15 protein-coding genes and 2 pseudogenes are annotated in these 18,977 nt (G+C 58.6%); 3 read left to right on the top strand and 14 right to left on the bottom strand.

Going from position 1 to position 18,977, the window contains the following annotated elements:
* Positions 1-1,093: 1,093 nt before the first annotated feature.
* From ACIQ17_RS06200 to ACIQ17_RS06170, 7 genes are all read right to left on the bottom strand, one after another.
* The gene (locus ACIQ17_RS06200; protein ID WP_398466549.1) at positions 1,094-2,569 is read right to left on the bottom strand and encodes an amidase family protein; all 1,476 of its coding nucleotides are present in this window, start codon (positions 2,567-2,569) and stop codon (positions 1,094-1,096) included.
* A 77-nt stretch (positions 2,570-2,646) separates the two neighbouring features.
* Positions 2,647-3,990 carry an aspartate aminotransferase family protein gene (locus tag ACIQ17_RS06195; RefSeq protein ID WP_398466500.1) on the bottom strand — a complete coding sequence of 448 codons (1,344 nt, stop codon included), beginning with the start codon at positions 3,988-3,990 and terminating at the stop codon, positions 2,647-2,649.
* A 31-nt stretch (positions 3,991-4,021) separates the two neighbouring features.
* Positions 4,022-5,035 carry a phosphotransferase gene (locus tag ACIQ17_RS06190; RefSeq protein ID WP_398466498.1) on the bottom strand — a complete coding sequence of 338 codons (1,014 nt, stop codon included), beginning with the start codon at positions 5,033-5,035 and terminating at the stop codon, positions 4,022-4,024.
* A gap of 130 nt (positions 5,036-5,165) precedes the next feature.
* Positions 5,166-6,857 (bottom strand): dipeptide ABC transporter ATP-binding protein, encoded by a 1,692-nt coding sequence (locus tag ACIQ17_RS06185; protein WP_398466496.1) that lies wholly within the window; start codon positions 6,855-6,857, stop codon positions 5,166-5,168.
* Between the two features lie 12 nt (positions 6,858-6,869).
* Positions 6,870-7,790 carry an ABC transporter permease gene (locus ACIQ17_RS06180; RefSeq protein WP_398466494.1) on the bottom strand — a complete coding sequence of 307 codons (921 nt, stop codon included), beginning with the start codon at positions 7,788-7,790 and terminating at the stop codon, positions 6,870-6,872.
* Positions 7,791-7,794: 4 nt separating this feature from the next.
* A complete protein-coding gene (locus tag ACIQ17_RS06175) occupies positions 7,795-8,736 on the bottom strand; it encodes an ABC transporter permease (protein ID WP_398466492.1) in 942 nt (313 codons plus the stop codon).
* Positions 8,737-8,740: 4 nt separating this feature from the next.
* Positions 8,741-10,279, bottom strand: coding sequence for an ABC transporter substrate-binding protein (locus ACIQ17_RS06170; protein ID WP_398466490.1), 1,539 nt, complete (start codon positions 10,277-10,279; stop codon positions 8,741-8,743).
* 479 nt (positions 10,280-10,758) lie between these two features.
* Between ACIQ17_RS06170 and ACIQ17_RS06165 the strand changes: the two genes are divergently transcribed.
* The gene (locus ACIQ17_RS06165; protein WP_398466488.1) at positions 10,759-11,589 is read left to right on the top strand and encodes a D-2-hydroxyacid dehydrogenase; all 831 of its coding nucleotides are present in this window, start codon (positions 10,759-10,761) and stop codon (positions 11,587-11,589) included.
* A gap of 79 nt (positions 11,590-11,668) precedes the next feature.
* Here ACIQ17_RS06165 and ACIQ17_RS06160 read toward each other — a convergent pair whose 3' ends face one another.
* Entirely contained in the window at positions 11,669-12,397 is a 729-nt protein-coding gene (locus ACIQ17_RS06160; RefSeq protein WP_398466486.1) for a GntR family transcriptional regulator, read from the bottom strand.
* A 279-nt stretch (positions 12,398-12,676) separates the two neighbouring features.
* Complete coding sequence (locus ACIQ17_RS06155; protein WP_398466485.1) at positions 12,677-13,567, bottom strand: LysR family transcriptional regulator; 891 nt, start codon at positions 13,565-13,567, stop codon at positions 12,677-12,679.
* A gap of 106 nt (positions 13,568-13,673) precedes the next feature.
* On the opposite strand from ACIQ17_RS06155, the pseudogene ACIQ17_RS06150 reads away from it, so the two are divergent.
* A pseudogene (locus ACIQ17_RS06150) lies at positions 13,674-15,283 on the top strand (GMC family oxidoreductase).
* Positions 15,284-15,358: 75 nt separating this feature from the next.
* On the opposite strand, the gene ACIQ17_RS06145 reads toward ACIQ17_RS06150, so the two are convergent.
* The 3 genes from ACIQ17_RS06145 to ACIQ17_RS06135 form a co-directional block, all read right to left on the bottom strand.
* A complete protein-coding gene (locus ACIQ17_RS06145; RefSeq protein ID WP_398466483.1) occupies positions 15,359-16,315 on the bottom strand; it encodes a cupin domain-containing protein in 957 nt (318 codons plus the stop codon).
* A 99-nt stretch (positions 16,316-16,414) separates the two neighbouring features.
* The gene (locus tag ACIQ17_RS06140) at positions 16,415-17,206 is read right to left on the bottom strand and encodes an alpha/beta fold hydrolase (protein ID WP_398466547.1); all 792 of its coding nucleotides are present in this window, start codon (positions 17,204-17,206) and stop codon (positions 16,415-16,417) included.
* A gap of 10 nt (positions 17,207-17,216) precedes the next feature.
* A complete protein-coding gene (locus tag ACIQ17_RS06135) occupies positions 17,217-17,588 on the bottom strand; it encodes a MarR family winged helix-turn-helix transcriptional regulator (protein WP_398466481.1) in 372 nt (123 codons plus the stop codon).
* 95 nt (positions 17,589-17,683) lie between these two features.
* Here ACIQ17_RS06135 and ACIQ17_RS06130 point away from each other — a divergent pair, with 95 nt between their 5' ends.
* Positions 17,684-18,142, top strand: a complete 459-nt coding sequence (locus tag ACIQ17_RS06130) for a sugar O-acetyltransferase (protein WP_398466479.1) — start codon at positions 17,684-17,686, stop codon at positions 18,140-18,142.
* A 155-nt stretch (positions 18,143-18,297) separates the two neighbouring features.
* Here ACIQ17_RS06130 and ACIQ17_RS06125 read toward each other — a convergent pair whose 3' ends face one another.
* Together ACIQ17_RS06125 and ACIQ17_RS06120 are read right to left on the bottom strand one after the other, a co-directional pair.
* On the bottom strand, positions 18,298-18,522 hold the full coding sequence (locus tag ACIQ17_RS06125) for a 4-oxalocrotonate tautomerase family protein (protein ID WP_398466477.1): 225 nt from the start codon (positions 18,520-18,522) through the stop codon (positions 18,298-18,300).
* 23 nt (positions 18,523-18,545) lie between these two features.
* Positions 18,546-18,977: pseudogene (locus tag ACIQ17_RS06120) on the bottom strand (hypothetical protein); the annotation flags it as partial.

Raw genomic sequence — 18,977 nt, 5'->3', positions numbered from 1 at the left:
CGAGGATCCAACGATCCCCGCTCTCCCTGTCGTCGGGGGAAAACTTACCTTAGCTGACTTTGGGTTGGAAAACGGAAGCTGGCGCAAACGGGTTTCGGTTCCAATCAGCCTATCATGAACACCCGTCATCGCTCCGACACGTCAAACTACCCGGACGCCCCTCTGTCTTTGCAATCCGTTTCCCGACCGTTCAATACAACGGAGATAGCGAGATCTCGCGCTTGACGCAGATCAGCCCTGCGCGCGCGAAACTCTTTGTCGCGAGCTCTCGTAATTCGAAACGACTTTTGTTCTCGTCACTATCCCAATCTGCTTGGATCCCAGCTTTGGCAGCACGAAGCCCGAGATGAGCGATGAAGCATATATAACCTCTCGACGCTTGCCCTTCGGCAGAAGGACTTCGGGACTCAAGCCATCTGCGCGGGATCTTCCAAAAAAGACAGGTAAGGGCGATCCCAATCCGGTCTGGCAGACCGGCAGCACACGGTCAGGAGAAATCGTCATCACGGCTTGGCAAGCAGGGACGATACGAATGAACGCTGCGGTCACCTTCGCTATGAGCAGGCATGTCAATCGCGCAATGTGAACAATGGTCACTGTCGCAACGACGCCGACAAAGCGATTTCGAACCGATATGGCATGCGATCGTCGCTGATATCGGCCTGCTCCGCGAGCTTGTCTTGGGAGGTGCGGGAGTTGGCATTCTGAACGACGCGTTCCGCAAAAGCGACCTACGCAGCGTGCGCGTCATCCGCCTATTTCCAAAGCCGAACCCGTCTCGATCTCATCTGCCAATTCGTTGCTCACCCAGGCGAAGCAACAACGAAGCACACCAAAACCGAATAACATAACCCTCATAAACCGACCGTCGACATTTCAAAGCGTTCTTTGCAACCTAATCCAGCATCAGCCTTCTTTTTTGACGGATCGGAGGATTGCTCATCCGTGACCGCGCGCACTTTCCGATCGTCCGCTTTCGTGATCACATCGTCACAACAACCAGGCCCGCGGACCACTTCTCCAGCCCGGTCATCCCCAAACCAATGCTCTAGAAAATGGAGAGTACGTTCGCGCCTCAATATGACTAAGAAAGTCACGTTTCTCGAGACCAAAGCTCCCTCACCAGCATGCCCACACGCTTCTCGATAGCGGCCGCGGCATCGAGCGCGAGATCTTCGCGGTATCGTCCAGCGATCAACTGGACACCAATCGGTATGCCATCATGCAACGCAACTGGGACGACTGCTCCGGGAAGACCGAGGACATTGATTGCGGAAATGAAGCGCAAATCGTTCCGCATGATTTCACCGGTTCGCGCAATGCTTTCCGCGTCCGCACGCGGGCCTGGTGTAGGCTGGACCGAGGCAGGAGTCAGCACAACCGGATAGTCCTCGAGAAACAACTGCCACGCGCGGATATGGCGATTGCGGATGGTCGTCACGCTCATCCAGGCGGCGAGATCACACTTTTTGGCCAACGCCCTCATCCCGTTCCACGCCATGTGGAAGTCCGGTGATGTCACCGGCAGCAAATTGGCCTCCTGCATCACGATCGCCTCATTGATCAGGATATCGCACCAGATTTGCCAGACGCCGTTGAGATCGGGCAGTTCGACCTCGCTGACGCGATAGCCGCTTCGTTCGAGATGGTCCGCCGCCTGCCGCAAGGCCGCCGTCACCGACGGATGGACATTGAGATCGTCGGGCATCTTCGCCAATGCGACCTTGATCGGTCCTTTCGGCTTTGGCCCCTCGAGCGGCGCCGGCACCCACCACGGATCACGCGGGTCACGCTGGCTCATCACTTCCAGAGCGAGCCTGACATCAGCGACGCTGCGCGCCAGCGGGCCCTGTGCGGACATCAGATTGGCCAGCATCGGCCGTTCGACGGAAGCGCTCTCGCTAAAGGCCGGCACGCGGCCCTGCGTCGGTTTAATCGTCACAACACCATTGCAATGGGCAGGCCAGCGCAACGAACCGCCGATGTCGTTGCCATGGGCGATGGCGCCGATGCCAGCGGCGACAGCGGCGCCGGCGCCTCCCGACGATCCCCCGCAGGTGATGTCCTGGCTCCAGGGATTTTGAGTCAAGCCGAACATCGGATTGTCGGTGAAGGCGCGGAGCGAAAACTCCGGCGTATTGGTGAGCCCGAGGATGATCGCGCCGGCATTCTTCAGATTGCGGACCACCGGGGAATCCGACGGCGCGATAAGACCGTTCAGAGCCTCCACGCCGTTGGTGTTCGCTCGTCCCTCGTAGTCGACATTCTGTTTGATCGTCACCGGGACACCATGCAGGGGTCCGCGGCTTGCGGTCTTTCGCTGCTTGTCGGCTGCCCGCGCCGCCCGGAGTGCGTCCTCCGACAGATCGACAGTGATCGCGTTCAGCGTTGGATTGACCGCCTGCATATGCGCGATATGCGCTTCGGTGATGTCGACCGCAGACACCGCCCCGGTCCCGATCGCCGCGGCCGTCTGGATGGCCGACCATTGCCAGACTGGCCCCTTCGGCAGACGCGCCTTGGATGGCGCCCGCTTTGCCGGCAATCGCTTCGATGCACTCGTTCTGATCGATTTCTTAGCCAAGATGATCTTCCTCACAAACTCGCTGGTGCCGACGGTCTCCATCGGACATGACGTTCGGATCGTCAGAGGTTTGCCAACACCGCCTTGGCCTCGGTCAGCAGCCGGTCGGCATTGCTCTCGGAAAACACAAGTGGCGGACGGATTTTCAACGTATTGGCGGCAGCGCCGGTGGCCGAGATCAGCACGCGCTTCGCCCGCAACCCGTTGACAATGGCGAGTGCGCTCGCCGAATTTGGCTCTTTGGTCTGACGGTCCTTGACGAGTTCGACGCCGATGTAGAGGCCGGAGCCGCGCACGTCGCCGATCACTTCATAGGTCTTCGCCAGATCCGCAAAGCCGTCACGGATGATCTTGCCGACGGCATTGGCATTCTCCATCAGCTTTTCGTCGCGGATCACATTCAAGGTCGCCTGTGCGGCGGCGATCGCGACGGTGTTGCCACCGAAGGTGTTGAAATAGCGAGTGTCTCGTCCGAAATCCTGCACCACGTGCGGCGAGATCGCTGCCGCGGCCACCGGGAAACCGTTACCCATCGGCTTGCCCATGGTGACGATATCCGGCGCGATGCCGTGGCGCTGATAGCCCCACAGTTTCTCGCCCGTGCGGCCGAAACCGGACTGGACTTCGTCCGCGATGAAAAGACCTCCTGCCTTGTGCACGACTTCGATGACTGGCGCGAACAAATCCTTCGGATGCGCAAAGATGCCGTCCGAGGAAAACATCGAGTCGGCAATGAATGCAGCAAGGCCCTCGCCGCGGCGCTGCAAATCTCCGATCTGCGCGGACACCTGATCCGCCATCCAATGCCCCATATTCTCCAATGGCACACGGTAGGAATCCGGCGCCGGCACGCGTCGCACCCAGGTGCCGAGCGGCGAATGCGTGCCAAGCGATGGAGAAAAACCCGCCGTCATCTCCGAATTGCCGTGATAGGCCTCGTCGGTGATGATGATCCCCTTGTTGCCGGTGTGATGCTTGGCGATCCGCAGCGCGAGGTCGTTGGCTTCCGATCCCGTGCAAGTGAACATCACGTGCTCGATCTTGCCGCCGAAGGTGGCGAGCAATTCTTCAGCGTAATCCAGAATGCCCTGCTGGATGTAACGGGTATGCGTACAGACCGTCCGGAGTTGCTCGCTGATCGCCTCGACGACACGCGGGTGGCAGTGCCCCACAGACACGACATTGTTGTAGGCGTCGAGGTACTCGTTGCCATCGGAATCGTAGAGTAGCACGCCTTTGGCACGCTTCACCTCGACCGGATCGCTGTAAAACAGCCGATAGGCAGGGCCAAGCAGGGCCGCGCGACGCTGCACAAGAGCCTTGGTCTGCTTCGACAATCCCGTGGCGCTCGACGGATCGAACGCGTTGACCATCTTGCCACGCTGCGCCGTGTTCATTGTGCTCATTTTAACTCCAATCGCTATTCATTCTTGGCCGTTAGGACTGCGGCGTAGCATTTGCATTGATCAAAAGGTCGGATACTTCCGCCTCAGAGCGCTTCAAGAACCAGTCGAGCTGGTGCCAGCCCTGCTCGGTGTTGCGAAGAAGATAGGTCGCATTTTCGGGGACCGCGTTGGCGAGCGATGTCGACAGCAGCGCCCGAGCCACCACGCGACTCATGACGAGATGCGGAATCAAGCCTAGTTCGCCGTCCGTCAGTTCGGCGACGGAGAGATAGCCTTCGAGAAGGTCCCGACTGTGTGCCAAGAAGCCGTGGTCCTGCCGCTCCCGCGGTAATTGATTGAGCATCGCGGTGGACACGTCGATGGCGACGGACGTTCGCACGGCGTCACCGAAATCGATCACACCGCTGACAAAAGTCGGCAGCGCCTGATCCACGACGATGTTGGATTTGCTGAAATCGTTGTGCAGCACCTGCATGCGCGATGCCATCAGCAATGGCTGGATTGCGGCAAACCGCGCCATCCCTGCCGCAAGCTGACGGCGCCTGCCAGGATCCGCAATCTCGTCCAAAAAGCATTCCAGTGTCAGCAGATGCTTGACGTCCCATGCGATGACGCGCGAGTCGGCCGGATGTTTGAAATCCGCCATGGCCAGCCGCAGTCGCGCCAGCGCCTTACCAACCTCCTGACGACCGGAACGCGTGGAATCCACCTCGCTGAGAGGCTGCCCCTCAAGATAGGTCATCATGCGGATCTGGCGCTGCTGCCCGGCATCATCCAGATATCGGAACTGGTCTTCGCCAGCCATGTTCGTCACCACGCGCGGAACCGGCAGTGACGGGGCGGTCACGGCGAGATGATGTAGAAGCTTGAGCTGCAGATCGAGCTCCGCAAGCTGCTCCGCCGGGTTGGCTGCCTTCAAGACAAAGCGCGTGCCATCCATCGCTGTGATCCGGAACGTGTCATCCTTCTCGGTGGCAAATCGTGTCGCTCGGCCCTCGATGCCATAATAGCTCTGGGCAACGCGCACGGCTTCCGCTTCGTTCATCGTGGTGAACGCCGCCGCCAGACCTCCCTGCAGGGCAAGCGGACGAGTTTTCCTGTCGTTAATCACCAAAAATACCTTGCGTTATCATCATGCCAGGCTTGCATGCAGCGCCATGGATGGAGAGGCCGTCTCAAGCCGACAAAGGCCGCGGCGGTTGTGGCTGCGTCGGCCGGAAATGTTGAAAGTCCCAGTCACGTCCCGGAGCCGCATCGATCAGCGTTCGTGTATAGTCATGCTGCGGGTTGGCCAGCACCGTCGTGGCATCGCCGGCCTCGACGACCTCGCCTTTGCGCATCACGACGATCTTGTGGCAGATCTGCGCGGCGACCCGCAGGTCGTGCGTGATGAACAGAATGCCGATGCCGGTACGCACGCGGATGTCGTCGAGCAGCTTAAGCACCTGGGCCTGAACGGTCACGTCGAGGGCGGACACCGCCTCATCGGCGATCAGCAAGTCCGGCTTCATCACCAGCGCCCTAGCGATGCAGATGCGTTGACGCTGGCCGCCGGAAAACTGATGCGGATATCGCTCCATCGCGCTTCGATCGAGTCCAACCAGTTCAAGCGCGTGCGCTGCCTCGGCAAGCGCCTCAGCGCGCGGCGTGCCGTAGTTCAGTAGCCCCTCGATGACTGAATCGCCAACCGTGCGCCGTGGATTGAGCGATCGGTAAGGGTCCTGAAACACGAATTGAACACACTGGCGCACCTTTCGTATTTCACGTCCGCGGGCATTGGCGATGTTCTCGCCCATCAGAAACACACTGCCTGCACTCGGCTCGATTAGCATCTCGATGCAACGCGCCACCGTCGATTTTCCTGAGCCGGACTCGCCGACGATGCCGGTAATCTCACCGCGGGCGACCGAAAGATTGACACCGACCGCAGCTGCCACCGCACGTGTGCTGCCGAAAAAGCGCCGTTCTTCGTAATTCTTTCCAAGGCCGACGACATCCAGCACCTTCTCGGCGTTCGGATCGCTGTTGTAACGCGGGATCAGGCTGGGAACAGACGAGACAAGCGAGCGGGTGTAATCCTCCCTGGGGTTGGCAAGGATGCCGTCCCGTGTGCCAGTTTCGACCAGCGCCCCGCGATTCATGACGACGATGCGATCGGCGATCTCTGAGACCACACCAAAATCGTGGGTGATGAACACCACAGCTGTTTTCTGCACCTGCTGCAGCTCACGGATCAGCACGAGAATCTGTTTCTGCGTCGTCACATCCAGCGCAGTTGTCGGCTCGTCAGCATTGAGCACGCGCGGTTTCAGGATCAGGGCCATCGCGATGACAATGCGTTGACGTTGACCGCCGGAAAGCTGGTGCGGATAGGAATTGTAGATGCGTTCGATGTCCGGAAGTCGCACAGCTTCGAGCATCTTCATCACCGCGGCGCGACGATCCTGCGCGGACAGCGCGGTATGGACACGCAGCACTTCATCGATCTGGCGTCCGACCTTCTGAACCGGATTAAGCGCCGTCATCGGTTCCTGAAATACCATCGCCATCGTCGAGGCGCGCATTTTCCTCAGTCGCGCCTCGGGCGCCTTCAGGATGTCCTCCCCGTCAATGGTGATCGAGCCGTTTGTCGCCCCCAGCGCGCCAGGTGGAAGGAGGCCCATGATCGCCAAGGATGTTACGGATTTTCCGGAGCCGGATTCGCCGACGATACAAACAGTCTCACCTGCACATACATCGAAGGAGATGCCTTTGAGCAGAGTTTTGCTGGCGTCATCTCCGAACGCGTCGATCTGCAGATCGGAGACCGACAGCACGGGCTGCCGCTCGCGAGGCACCGACTGGGTATGATCAGAATCTAACAACATGCATTGCTCCGATCAAAGTCGCTTGGACATGCGCGGGTCGAGCACGTCGCGCATGCCGTCGCCCAGCAGGTTGATGCTCAAGACCGTCAGCGACACCAGTAATCCGGGAAACAGGATGAGACCGGGCAGCAGCTGAAAGTAGGTTCGGCCCTCTGCCATGATGTTGCCCCAGGACGGGATCGCGGGCGGAATGCCAGCACCGAGAAAGCTCAGAACGGCTTCAGTGAGTATGGCGGAGGCGAAGATATATGTGCCCTGTACAATCAGCGGCGCCACGGTGCTTGGCATCATGTGACGCCAGATCATCACATGGAAACGCGTCCCGAGTGTCGACGTCGCCTCCACGTAAGGCTCGCCCCGCACACTCAGAATAACGGCGCGGACCAGACGTACCACGCGCGGGATATCCGGGATCGAGATAGCGACCAGCACCGTGAACAGGCTGGCGCCCGTCAGCGACACGAGCGCGATGGCCAGTAGGATTCCCGGGATCGCCATCAAACCATCCATGAACCGCATGATGATGGCATCTGCCAACCGGAAATATCCGGCGACGACGCCCAGCAGCAGACCGATCGTGACCGCAGCCGTGGTTGCGCCGAGCCCGACCAACAATGAAATCCGCGCCCCATAGACGGCTCGCGAATAGACATCGCGGCCGAGTGCGTCGGTGCCGAACCAATGATTTGCGCTCAAGCCGCGCAGTCGCTCGCCCGGCGACAGCGCGGTCGGATCCACCGTACCCAGCCATGGCGCAAAGACGGCGAGCAGGACCAGGGCACTGAGGGTGGCCAGCGCGATGCGGATCGGCCATGTGCGCAGCGTCCGGCGGAACTGCGCGCGCACCACGGACTCGGCGTGCGCGCCCGGCGATGGTGCAGCGGATGGCAGGGCGCCGGTCATCAGCGTCGAATTTGATGTGCTTGAGGGCATGCGATCAGTACCGGATGCGGGGATCAAGGATCGAGTACAAAATGTCGATCGCAAGATTGATCACAACATAGATGGCCGAAAACAGCAGGATCAGCGCCTGGATTGCGGTGAAGTCGCGCGACAGCACGGCTTCGAGAACCAGACGGCCCATGCCGGGAATGTTAAAGACGGACTCGGTCACCACCACGCCGGTGATGAGCATCGCGATGCTGACGCCGACCACTGTCGCGATCGGAACGGCTGCATTTCCCAGCGCATGCTCGAACAGGACTTCTCGGTCCGACAAGCCCTTGGAGCGTGCCGTCCGGATGTAATCCTCGCCCAGCACTTCGATCACGCTGGTGCGGGTGATGCGCGAGATTAGGGCAATATAGGGCACACTCATCGTCAACGTCGGAAGGACGAGGCGATGGGCAAAACCACTGAACCCGTCAGCCAATGGCTGGTAGCCCTGAACGGGAAACAACCCCAGTCCGCGCGCGAAGATCAGGATGAGCACATAGCCGATGATGAACACCGGCACCGAAAAACCCAACACGGAGCCGGACATTATCAGCCGGTCGAGTGTCTTTCCCTGCCGCCAGGCGGCAACGACGCCAAGCGGAATTGCGATGCAGACCGCGAAGGTGATGGCGCAGATGCACAATGCCAGCGAAGGCCCGAGCCGATCGGCGATCATGCTGGCCATGGGCTGACCGGAGATCAACGAGACGCCGAGATCGCCGCGCAGAACCTTCAGCAGCCAGATGACGAACTGCTCGATAATGCTCTTGTCGAGGCCCATGCTTCGGCGCATTGCGTCGATCTGCTCCGCCGTCGCACCGTCGCCGGCCAGGATCATGGCCGGATCTCCCGGTGCCAGCCGGAGCAGACCGAATACCAGGAATGCAACCACCCCCAAAACGGGGATAGAAGCCAGCACGCGTCGAAGCAGATACGATGCCATGACTTTACTTTCCGGTCTTGCTCATGTTCCAGAAGACAGGAACTGGCGCAGCCGGAGGCAATCCGACACCTTTCCGATAGGCGGTCAGCAGGGTGTATTCACCGAGCGGAACGAACGTCGCTTCATCGATGACCATGCGCTGTAGATCCGCCGCGATCTTCTTCAATTCAGCCGGATCTTGCGTGCGGGCGAACTTCGCACGCGCTTCTTCGATCGCCGGAACATCCGGCCAGCCGAACCAGGCGTCCTTGCCATTGGCCGCGACGGCGTGAAAGCCGATCGGCTCGCCGATGTCGCCGAATGTATTAGTGGTACTAAAGATGCTCCATCCCCCTTTGGTCACCGGCTCACGCGAGGTGCGATTGATCGTGACCGTCTGCCAGTCCATGGCCTGCAGCTGCACATTGAAGCCGGCCTTCTTGAGCGCGGCCGCGTAGACCGGAGGCATGGCAGCAAGCTCCGGAACATCGGTCGGATGCAGAATGACAACGGGCGTTCCGTCATATTTGGCTTGTTTGACCAGTTCAGCGGCTTTGTCGATCTGGCCCTCGATGAGCTTGTCAGCACCGATGTCGGAGGCGTAAACGCTACCGCAGCCGAAAATGGCGGCACAGACCTTATAGTACTTCGGGTTGCCGACCTGCGCCTGCATCTGATCCTTTTGATCCATGGCAAGCATCGCTGCCTGCCTCAGGAGCTTGTTGCTGAACGGAGCTTGCGAGAAGTTCAGACGCGCCATGCTCTGGCCGCCCTGGCTCTCATGCTCCTTCAACGTGACATCAGGATTGTTTTGAACCAAGCTGAGCAGGTCGAACGGTACCCGCTCGATCATGTCAATTTCTTTCGACAGCAGCGCGTTGATCGAGGTCATCGCGTCGGGCATGGCGACCCACTTGACCCGATCCACCATAACGACCTTGCCGCCCGCCATGCCACTCGCAGGCTCCTTACGCGGCACGTAGTCCTTGAACTTCTCGAACACCACCTGGACGCCAGGCTTGAATTCGGCGGTGACGAGCCTGAACGGCCCGGATCCGATGGTCGCCTTGATCGGCTCGCTGGCCGGAGTTTCCGCCGTCTTCTTCGGCATGATGAAAGCGGCGACGCCGCTCGGCTTAGATAATGCCGTGAGCGCGATCGCTGTCGGCTCCTTGAAGGTCATCGTGAACGTCTTGGCATCCACCACGGCCATAGAGTCGAGCAGCGTGTTCATCAGCTGCCCCATCTTGTCGACGCTCGACCAGCGGCGGATGGATGCGATGCAATCCTCCGCGGTCACGTCAGTGCCGTCATGCCACTTCAGTCCGTCGCGCAAAGTGAATGTGTAGATCTTCCCGTCGGACGACACGGCCCATTTGTCGGCCATGTTCGGCTGGATCTTGTTGTCGGCGTCACGCGCCAACAACGTGTCGTAGACCATATAGCCGTAGTTGCGAACGATGTAGGAGCTGTTGATCACCGGGTCGAGAACACGCAGCGGTGAATGCATCACGGCGGTAATTGTGGTCTCGGCAAGCGCTGGCACCGCGCTGAGGGTGAGCATTGAACCGACTGCGGCAACCCCCGCGACACGACACAGACTGGAGAGCGAGGCAAACATTCTATTTCCCCTTCTGGCTGAACTGACCGACGACGGCCTATCGCCCCGACAGAACCAAATCGACAGCTGGTAAAAAATGGACGATTGGCGACAATTGTCAACGCAGAAGCTGTTGTTTCTTTTAGCAGAACCTTGGTCAATATTGGGGCAACTGCTTCCAACGGCATCATTCGAGCCTGAAACGGCGTCTCGACAGCTGGAAACCTAAAAGAACGATTTTGCATGATCGATTGTCGGCAATCTACAATCGTGGTACTGCCGGTCAGCGTCAGTCGCGAAAGGCAGTCATGATTAAGGCCGAGAATGTTGTTGTCATGTACGACAAGCCGGAGGAGTTCATCCACCACTTGACGTCTCGGTTTCCGGCAACGTGATTTCATATCTGTAAGCAGTATGAAGAACTGCCCGCGCTTCTGAAGCGAGTGGAGCCAACTGTTGCCTTCGCATGCAAATTCGGAAGCAATCCGTTTCCAAGAGCCGCATTTACTGCGTCACCGCATCTGGAATGGTTGTCGATCGGTTCTTCCGGTGTCGATCATGTAGTTCCTTGGGACGACAACAAGATCATTGTCACGAATGCGTCCGGCGTGGCAGCAGACGAAATGGCGCAGTATGTGATAGGCGCAATTTTTGGCCTCTATCAAAGTTTCCCATACTTCGCGAAGTGCCAGGCTGCGCATAGCTGGAAGTATCGATTGATACGCTCAGCGACCGGCGCCAGAGTAGGCTTGGTCGGGCTCGGGCATACCGGCGAAGCGATTGCCAAACTATGCCGCTCCGTCGGCCTGCAAGTCGTCGCGTGCCGATCGACCGGCCATCCCTCCGAACATGTGGATCGCGTGTATACTTCAGATGACCTCCACGCAATGCTGGCCGCGGTGGACGTCACCGTCGTCTGCAGCGCCTTGACGCCATCTACCAGGGACATAATCGATAGCGCTGCCTTCTCGGCGATGCGCAAGGGATCTTACTTCATCAATGTTGCTCGAGGGGGCATCGTTGTCGAAGACGCGCTGATCGCCGCCTTGCATACGGGGCATCTTAGTGGCGCGGTTCTGGACGTGACGCGGACCGAGCCGCTGCCAGCGTCCTCACCATTGTGGGATTCGCCGAACCTTCTGATCACGCCACATACGTCGAGCGAATTCGAGGGTTGGCAGGCCCGCGCAGCGATGATGTTTGCAGATAATCTGGATCGCTGGCTTAGGGGCGAAACGCTCCGCAATCGCGTCTACTCAGACCGAGGATATTAGGCCCAATGAATCGTTGCCCTTCCTTCGCTGTGGGTCATCCCTGCATGCGGCAGACACTCGATAAGCGCCGCCCTCAGCTTCAGCGGCGTATCCGCTTCCGCACCGGCCGCGCGGTTGCCGCCACTGCGGCTTCTCGCATCTCAAGGCCCTTGAGATGGCGAGACAGTTTCTCTCCTTCCGTGAGATTGTGCTCCTCCGAGAGGCGCCCCCCCTCCTCTGCGTCGCCGGCGCGGATCGCATTCACGATTGGGCGATGCTGATCGATGATCTTACGGGCTCCGGGCACGAGTGCGTCGCTTGAGCGAATGTACATTCGGGTTTGCTGTTCGATCAGTCCATACTGCATCGCCAGTCTTCCGTGCTCGGCGAGCACGATGATCGACTTGTGGAGTCCGAAATCCGCTTCCGCGATCCGACCGGCATCGCCACGCTTGCATTCCTCGACAAGACGCTCGAAAGCCTCGTCAAGCCGAGCAGCCTTTTTGGGCGTCATTGTTGATGCCACAAGCTGCGCCGCCAATCGCTCCACCGCTGACCGAAGCGTATAGAGTTCCCAGACATCCTGGGCGGACAGCGATACGACCGTCCAACCGGTGTAAGGAACCAAGGTCAGGAGCCCTTCTTTGGCCAACTGGTGGAGCGCCGTCCGTACCGTTGCACGCGATAGACTCATCTGGTCCGAAATTTGGAGCTCTGTAATGCGTTCCCCCGGTGGTATGGCGCCAGACACAATGGAGTCGCGCAGAGCATCTGTCGCCTGCACCTCAATGGGCATTTTGACAACGCGGGGAATTTTCAGGCGGCTCACGATCAATCTCCAACAGACAAATTGCGCTCTCAATACATTAACAAATGAGCTTTGGCTATTGTCGGCAATTGCCATGTCGAACAGAGCATCTTGATCGCCGGAGGGCGAATGGCGATTAAAGCAAGTGTCAAGCGGCGGCTGGCGGCCGACACAGCCTGCTCCGGCGTGTCCGGCAAGGTCAAGGACCTCATCGTGAGGTCTCCGATCCGCGCGAGAGTGAACGCCAGGCGGATTGGTCATATGACGACTCACCGGCTCCACGCCAGCGATCCGCGATGGCTATGACAGCAAGAACTCTTGCCGACTCGACCGCACACTGCTGACGATTGCATGCATGAGGTGACGGATCGCCGGCCGCCTTTTCATGTCATCATGCACCGCGATCCAATAGCAGCGTTCGATTAAAACTTGATCGACCATTACCTGCCTTAACGATGGTCTTCCTGCCGCCAGGAACAAGGGGAGAATTCCAATCACGACTCCACTTTCAATAGCCTCAAGCTGAGCGATGACACTAGTGGACCGGAAACGAGGTCTCATTTCGATCTCCGGCGCGACACGAAGAAAATTCAGCTCCGGGGTGAAAAGAAGATCAGAAATGTACCCCGCGAAGAAGTGCGCTTCCAAACCTTTTAGGTTATCGGGCCGCCCATGAGTGCAGAAATATTTGTCTGAACCGAACAAGCCGAGATGATAACTGGTTAGCTTCTGCACGCGAAGCTGTCCGCTCTGCGGCCGTTCGAGCGTTATGGCGATGTCCACCTCACGTGCGGCGAGCGAGTAGCTGCGCGGCAACGCGACAAGCTCCACTTCCAGCGGCTTGATCGCGGAGGCGACGCTCGCCATGCGCCCCGCAAGGAATCCGACGCCAAACCCTTCCGGTGCACCGATCCTGACAACGCCAGAAACATCGCTGTCGTCAGTAATACTCGACACCTTACGCAGCACGATCGATTCAAGCTCTCCGGCGGCGCGAGCCAGTTCATTGCCTTTTTCCGTCAAGATCGTGCGGCGTCCGGCTCTATGCACCAATTGGATACCAAGTTCGCCTTCGAGGCGCGCCACCCTGCGTCCGACCGTCGAGTCATCCATTGCAAGAGCCTTTGCCGCAGCGGTCATTTGACCAGCACGCGACAGCTGCAGGAAAATTCTCAGATCGTCCCAATCCATCTCGAACTCTGCATTTTTGCGGAATGCTTTCGCCGTCGTGAGCGTTGGCGCGATCTCTATGGTCGTGTCAACACGGGACTGTAAAGGGAGGAATGCTGTGAAGGAAATGATCGAGGGCGACTACGACTTTATCGTTTAGGCGCAGGCACAGCTGGCTGCATCGTGGCCAATCGGCTGTCCCAGAATCCCGCACATAAGGTGCTCGTGCTCGAGGCTGGCGGTCGCGACAACTGGCTCTGGTACCATGTGCCCGTGGGCTACCTTTTTGCAATCGGCAACCCGCGCTCGGATTGGATGTTTCGGACCGAGCCGGAGCCAGGCCTAAACGGACGGCAGCTTGCATATCCACGCGGCAAAGTGATCGGCGGATCGTCTGCGATCAACGCAATGATTTGTATGCGTGGACAGGCCGCTGATTATGATTCCTGGCGGCAGATGGGCCTGCCCGGTTGGGGATATGACGACGTATTGCCTTTCTTCCGCAAGCTGGAAGACCATTTTCTGGGCGACACGGATCAACACGGCGCGGGCGGAGGATGGCGTGTCGAGCCGCCGCGCCTATCATGGAGAATACTGGATGCCGTCGCCGATGCCGCCGCTGAAATGGGTGTACGTCGGACATCGGACTTCAACACTGGCGACAATGAAGGCGTGGGTTACTTTCACGTCAATCAGAAGCGAGGCTTGAGATGGTCATCTGCGCGCGGCTTTCTCAAGCCGGCACTCACGCGACCAAATATTCGACTGGAAACGCAGGCCAATATTGAACAGCTGATCATCCGTCACGGCCGGGTGGAGGGAGTACGGTTCAAACAGGGAAGTCGGACGCTCGAGGCTCGGGCGCGCCGCGAGGTTGTCCTTTGTGCCGGCGCGATCGGCTCCGTTCAGGTACTGCATCGTTCGGGCGTCGGACCAGGAGACTGGCTCGGCCCGCTGGGCATTCCCACAATGCTTGATGCGGCGGGTGTTGGTAGCAATCTACAGGATCACCTTCAGCAACGCGCGATCTATCGCGTGTCCGGCGCGCAGACCCTGAACGAAAGGTATCATTCGCTCTACCATCGCGGTCTCATGGGACTGGATTTTCTCCTGCGCCGGCGTGGCCCCCTGACGATGGCGCCTTCGCAACTTGGCATTTTTACTCGGTCGGATCCTAGCCGCGATCGCGCCAACATCCAGTTTCATGTCCAGCCACTTTCGCTCGACAAGTTTGGCGACCCTCTGCACGCCTACCCAGCAATCACGGTGGCAGCGTGCAACCTGCGGCCCACGTCTCGTGGCACCGTTCGCATTCGGTCATCCGATCCGACGAAGCCACCGATCATCGCCCCGAAATATCTTTCGACCGACGATGACCGCATCGTTGCTGCTGATGCAATCCGCGTCACGCGTCGCTTGATGAGACAGTCTGCAATCGCGCGATACGCTCCGGTCGAATGCCTGCCCGGGCTCGATGTCGGAAATGACCACGCCTCCCTTTCGCGGGCGGCGGGCGATATCGGAACCACGATTTTCCATCCTGTCGGAACTGCGCGGATGGGCCGGGCTGATGATCGACAGGCTGTCGTCGATCACCGGCTGCGGCTCATTGGCCTGGAACGTCTCAGGATTGTCGATGCTTCCATCATGCCGATGATTACATCGGGTAATACAAACACCCCGACGGCGATGATTGCGGAAAAGGGTGCAAGCATGATTTTGGACGACCATCGATAGAGCTGTCGGGCGCTTGTGCGGTGCGTTACGATCAGCACAAGCGCCCGTCGGAAGTTATCCTATCTCCCCCGCGGGTTACCCTCCGCCGTTCGGAAGAATGAATCCATACTTCTCTACGAGAATACGGCCAGTGGCCTCGTTGCGAGCGATGCCGCTCGGCCGCACGTGCCCCACCGTCCGGGCAACACCGGTTTCCGACAACGCACTCTCGATTCCAGGCGGGTTGAGAAAAGCGGTGAAATTGAGCGGGACATCCCCTGTGTTGTGAAACCCGTGAATCACATTGCTATGCAACAAGACCAGCGAACCGGGCGATAGCGGATAGTCCTCGCCAGCGACGCGGGCGAATCCGGTTCCGCTTGTTATAACGATGAGTTCATCGGTGCGACGATGCCCATGCTGACGAACATAGGCTCCCGGATCGAGACTTTGAACTGAAACGGCAAATTGATTCGACGGCAGGTTATGCTCGGATAGTTTCACCGTAATATAGCCGGCAGATGGATCCGCCTGCCAATAAGATGCACCGTCATCCGGTGCAATATATTGCACCGCCCCGGCCATCTGATGACACTCCGGCTCTGCGATCAGGCCCAACAGCTTTTTCTCGGCGCTGCTGAAATCGGGAAGAAAAAGCTCGTCTCCCTCGGAGATCAGCAGATCCGCGCGAGAATGGACGCCGGGCGGATAGGTCACAAGCCCGATCGTGGCGGGACGATCCGTCAGATTTCGCAGCGTGATACGATGTCCGCGACCGATAAATGCGATGCCCTCATGCTCCAGCGTCAGGTGATGCTCTCCAGCATCAACCTCGACGCTCCCTGAAATGGCGAAAAGAACCTGATCGACCCACTTGTATGCTTCGAGCTGAACAGTCGCATGACCCAGCAGATTGAGCTCGTTGAGTGAGAATTCTGTGGTGTTTGCCAACGATGGCGCCAGCTTGACCGTGCTTGACGCGGTTCGAGAACGGTTCAGATAATACTTCACGCCTTGGTTTGCGTCGACATACGTAAATCCGAGTTTATTCATGGCTGCTTTCATTTCACGGAGAGATAAATGCGATCTAGCCGTCACTGCGTCTGCTCGCCCCGCTCATCAGTGCAAAGCGCGCATGCCCGGCACCAACACTTAAGAAGCGCAGTTCAGAAATGCTTTGACTGTTGAACAGTATGCCGGCGATAGATATTGTGGGAAGAAATGACCTCCGCTTTCGAAAACTTCGAAGCGGGCGCCTTCGATCCCCTCCGCAAGCCTCCTGCTCTCCTCCAACGGAACGAAAGTGTCATCTTTGGCAGCAAGAACAAGCGTGGGAATGCGGATGGATGCGAGATCGGCCGAGCGATCAAAGTCGAGAATTGCAAGAATGCGGCCTGCGACGGCGTCAACGTTCGACGTCGCTGCAAGACTACGTTTCTCCCGGCACAAGACCGCGTTCAGGTCTGCCTCGAACAGCTCTGGTGGAATACCGCTAAGCGCCTGAAACCTGCAATAAGCAGCTGGACCGAGATCGCGCAGGATCTTGAGCCTGAATTCAAGCAGAAGACGAATATAGTTGGACGGCCTTGCGAAGCTCGCACCGATGACCAACGATTCGATCCGGTGAGGCCAGTTCAAGGCCAGTTCCTGAGCGATCAACCCTCCCATCGAATGGCCGACTACGTGCGCACGCTTGGCTCCCACGGCATCCATTACGTCGATAACGTCCTGCGCCATCGTTGAAACCGAACGACGCGCCGGTGCCGCGCAGCTTTTCCCTATGCCCGCATGATCATGTGTGACGACCCTGTTATCATCCTTGAACGCCGCAATCTGCTGCTGCCAAAAGCCGCTGTGGCCGCCCAATCCCTGGACGAACACGATCCATTCGCCGCGACTACCGTCCTGCTCGATACATAGACCTGAAGCAGGTCGAATTTCCACGTGGTCCAATTTATTGGTCCTTCAGCTTGCTGATAACTTTCTCCCGCTCGACTTCGATTGCGGCGGCAACGACACCCGCGTTTCCGACAATCGCACGACAGGTTTGAGCCAGGCTGAGAAATGAACTCGGCGGCACGGATCGGAACAACGTGTCGTTGGCAACTTGGATCAACGGAGCCATCGAATCGAGCAGTGCTGCGGCTTCGTCCGTCAGCCGAAGAATCTTCGATCGACCGTCAACTTTATTCGTTTTCTGATTGAGAAGCCCCTTCTTCACCATTTTTCCGACGTGCAACACCACGAACGGGTTATGCAGCCCGAGTTGTGCGGCCACTTCGCTGTTCGTGGTGCCGCCGTGATCATTCGCTTCAGCAACGACCATCAGAATAGGCGCGGATTACCGCAAGGGAACTGTGCCAAAGGCTGAATGCCGCCCCCGAGTCTGATGAAAATCTCCGTCGGTCGCTCTCCCGTGAATTGTTTTCCCGGGGTGGAGACACCGTATGGCTGCAGCCACCGTTCTTCTGCGACTACGGCTCCAACATAGAGCTCGGTGAGCGCGTATTTTTCAACTTCAACTGCATCGTGCTCGACGTCTGCCGGGTTCGCATCGGTGACTATTCGCTCTTCGGCCCGGGAGTTCAGATCTTAACGCCTCTGCATCCATTGGATGCAGCCCTGCGGCGCAAACAGGAGTATGGCAGGCCGATTGATATTGGTGCTGACGTATGGGTCGGAGCCGGGGCGCTGATCTTGCCCGGCGTCACGATCGGCTCCGGTTCAGTAATCGGTGCCGGAAGCGTGGTCACTCGCAACATTCCCGACAATGTCTTCGCTGCAGGAAATCCATGCCGCGTGATCCGGTCCATCACACAAGAGGACCGCGCTTCGGGGCTCGACACCTCAATGACCGGTATCGTAGCGCCTTCGGTCTGATTCCGATCGCGCGCTCGCATTCATGCGGCGGCTGCCCCGCCGCAAGACTTGCTCAATCGGATACAGCCAGCAAGACAACTTGCTGGCTGTATCGCTTGTCTATCGACCACGGATGGCAGCCTGCCGGCTGCCCACCGCCCAATCGCAAAATGCGATTATTCCTCGCCTGGCTGCCTGTAGATCGCCGTAGGCTTGGCGAGAATGTCAGGCTTGTGGACGCTCTCCTCCCATGCTGTGGGATCCACCTCTTCGATCGCAACCGAAATCGACTGACGTTTTGATCCAAGGACGGCCTGCACCGCAGCGGTCAGTTCATTCGCAAGCGACAGTTTGAGTTCGTGAGACCGCCCCGGATGAAGTTTGACGATAACGTGTGGCATCTTCTTCCTATACCCTCGGTTCGCTATGCGGCTTCGGTCTGTATCAATTCGTAGTCCGACAAATCGACCTTTTCGGTCAGTTGCCAGTATTCAAGCAACGAGAAAGGCCATGTTTGCGAGGCCCGACCAAACCGGTTTTTATACCAGCTGCTTGTTTCGGCCACGCCCCAGGCTTTGGTCAGGTTGCCCGCATCGACACGTTCGTTGAACGTGTCGAAAGGAGCCTGACGAACATCCATCGCGGCATAGCCGTCCGCCAGGAGCGCACGAAGCGCGGACATAGCGTATTCGACTGCACATTCTGCCGAGAAGATGGCGCTGCCATTGACGACAACGCCGGTGGTCGGTCCGCCGGTCATGAACAGATTCGGAAATCCTGGCATCGTGATTCCCAGATAGGCGCGGCAATCGCCGCCCCACCACTTATGCAGATCCTTGCCACCGCGACCAACCAC

This window comes from Tardiphaga sp. (assembly GCF_044340795.1).
Lineage (GTDB): Bacteria > Pseudomonadota > Alphaproteobacteria > Rhizobiales > Xanthobacteraceae > Tardiphaga.
The sequence above is the reverse complement of the archived record's forward strand: the minus strand, read 5'-3'. Positions and strand labels throughout refer to the sequence as shown.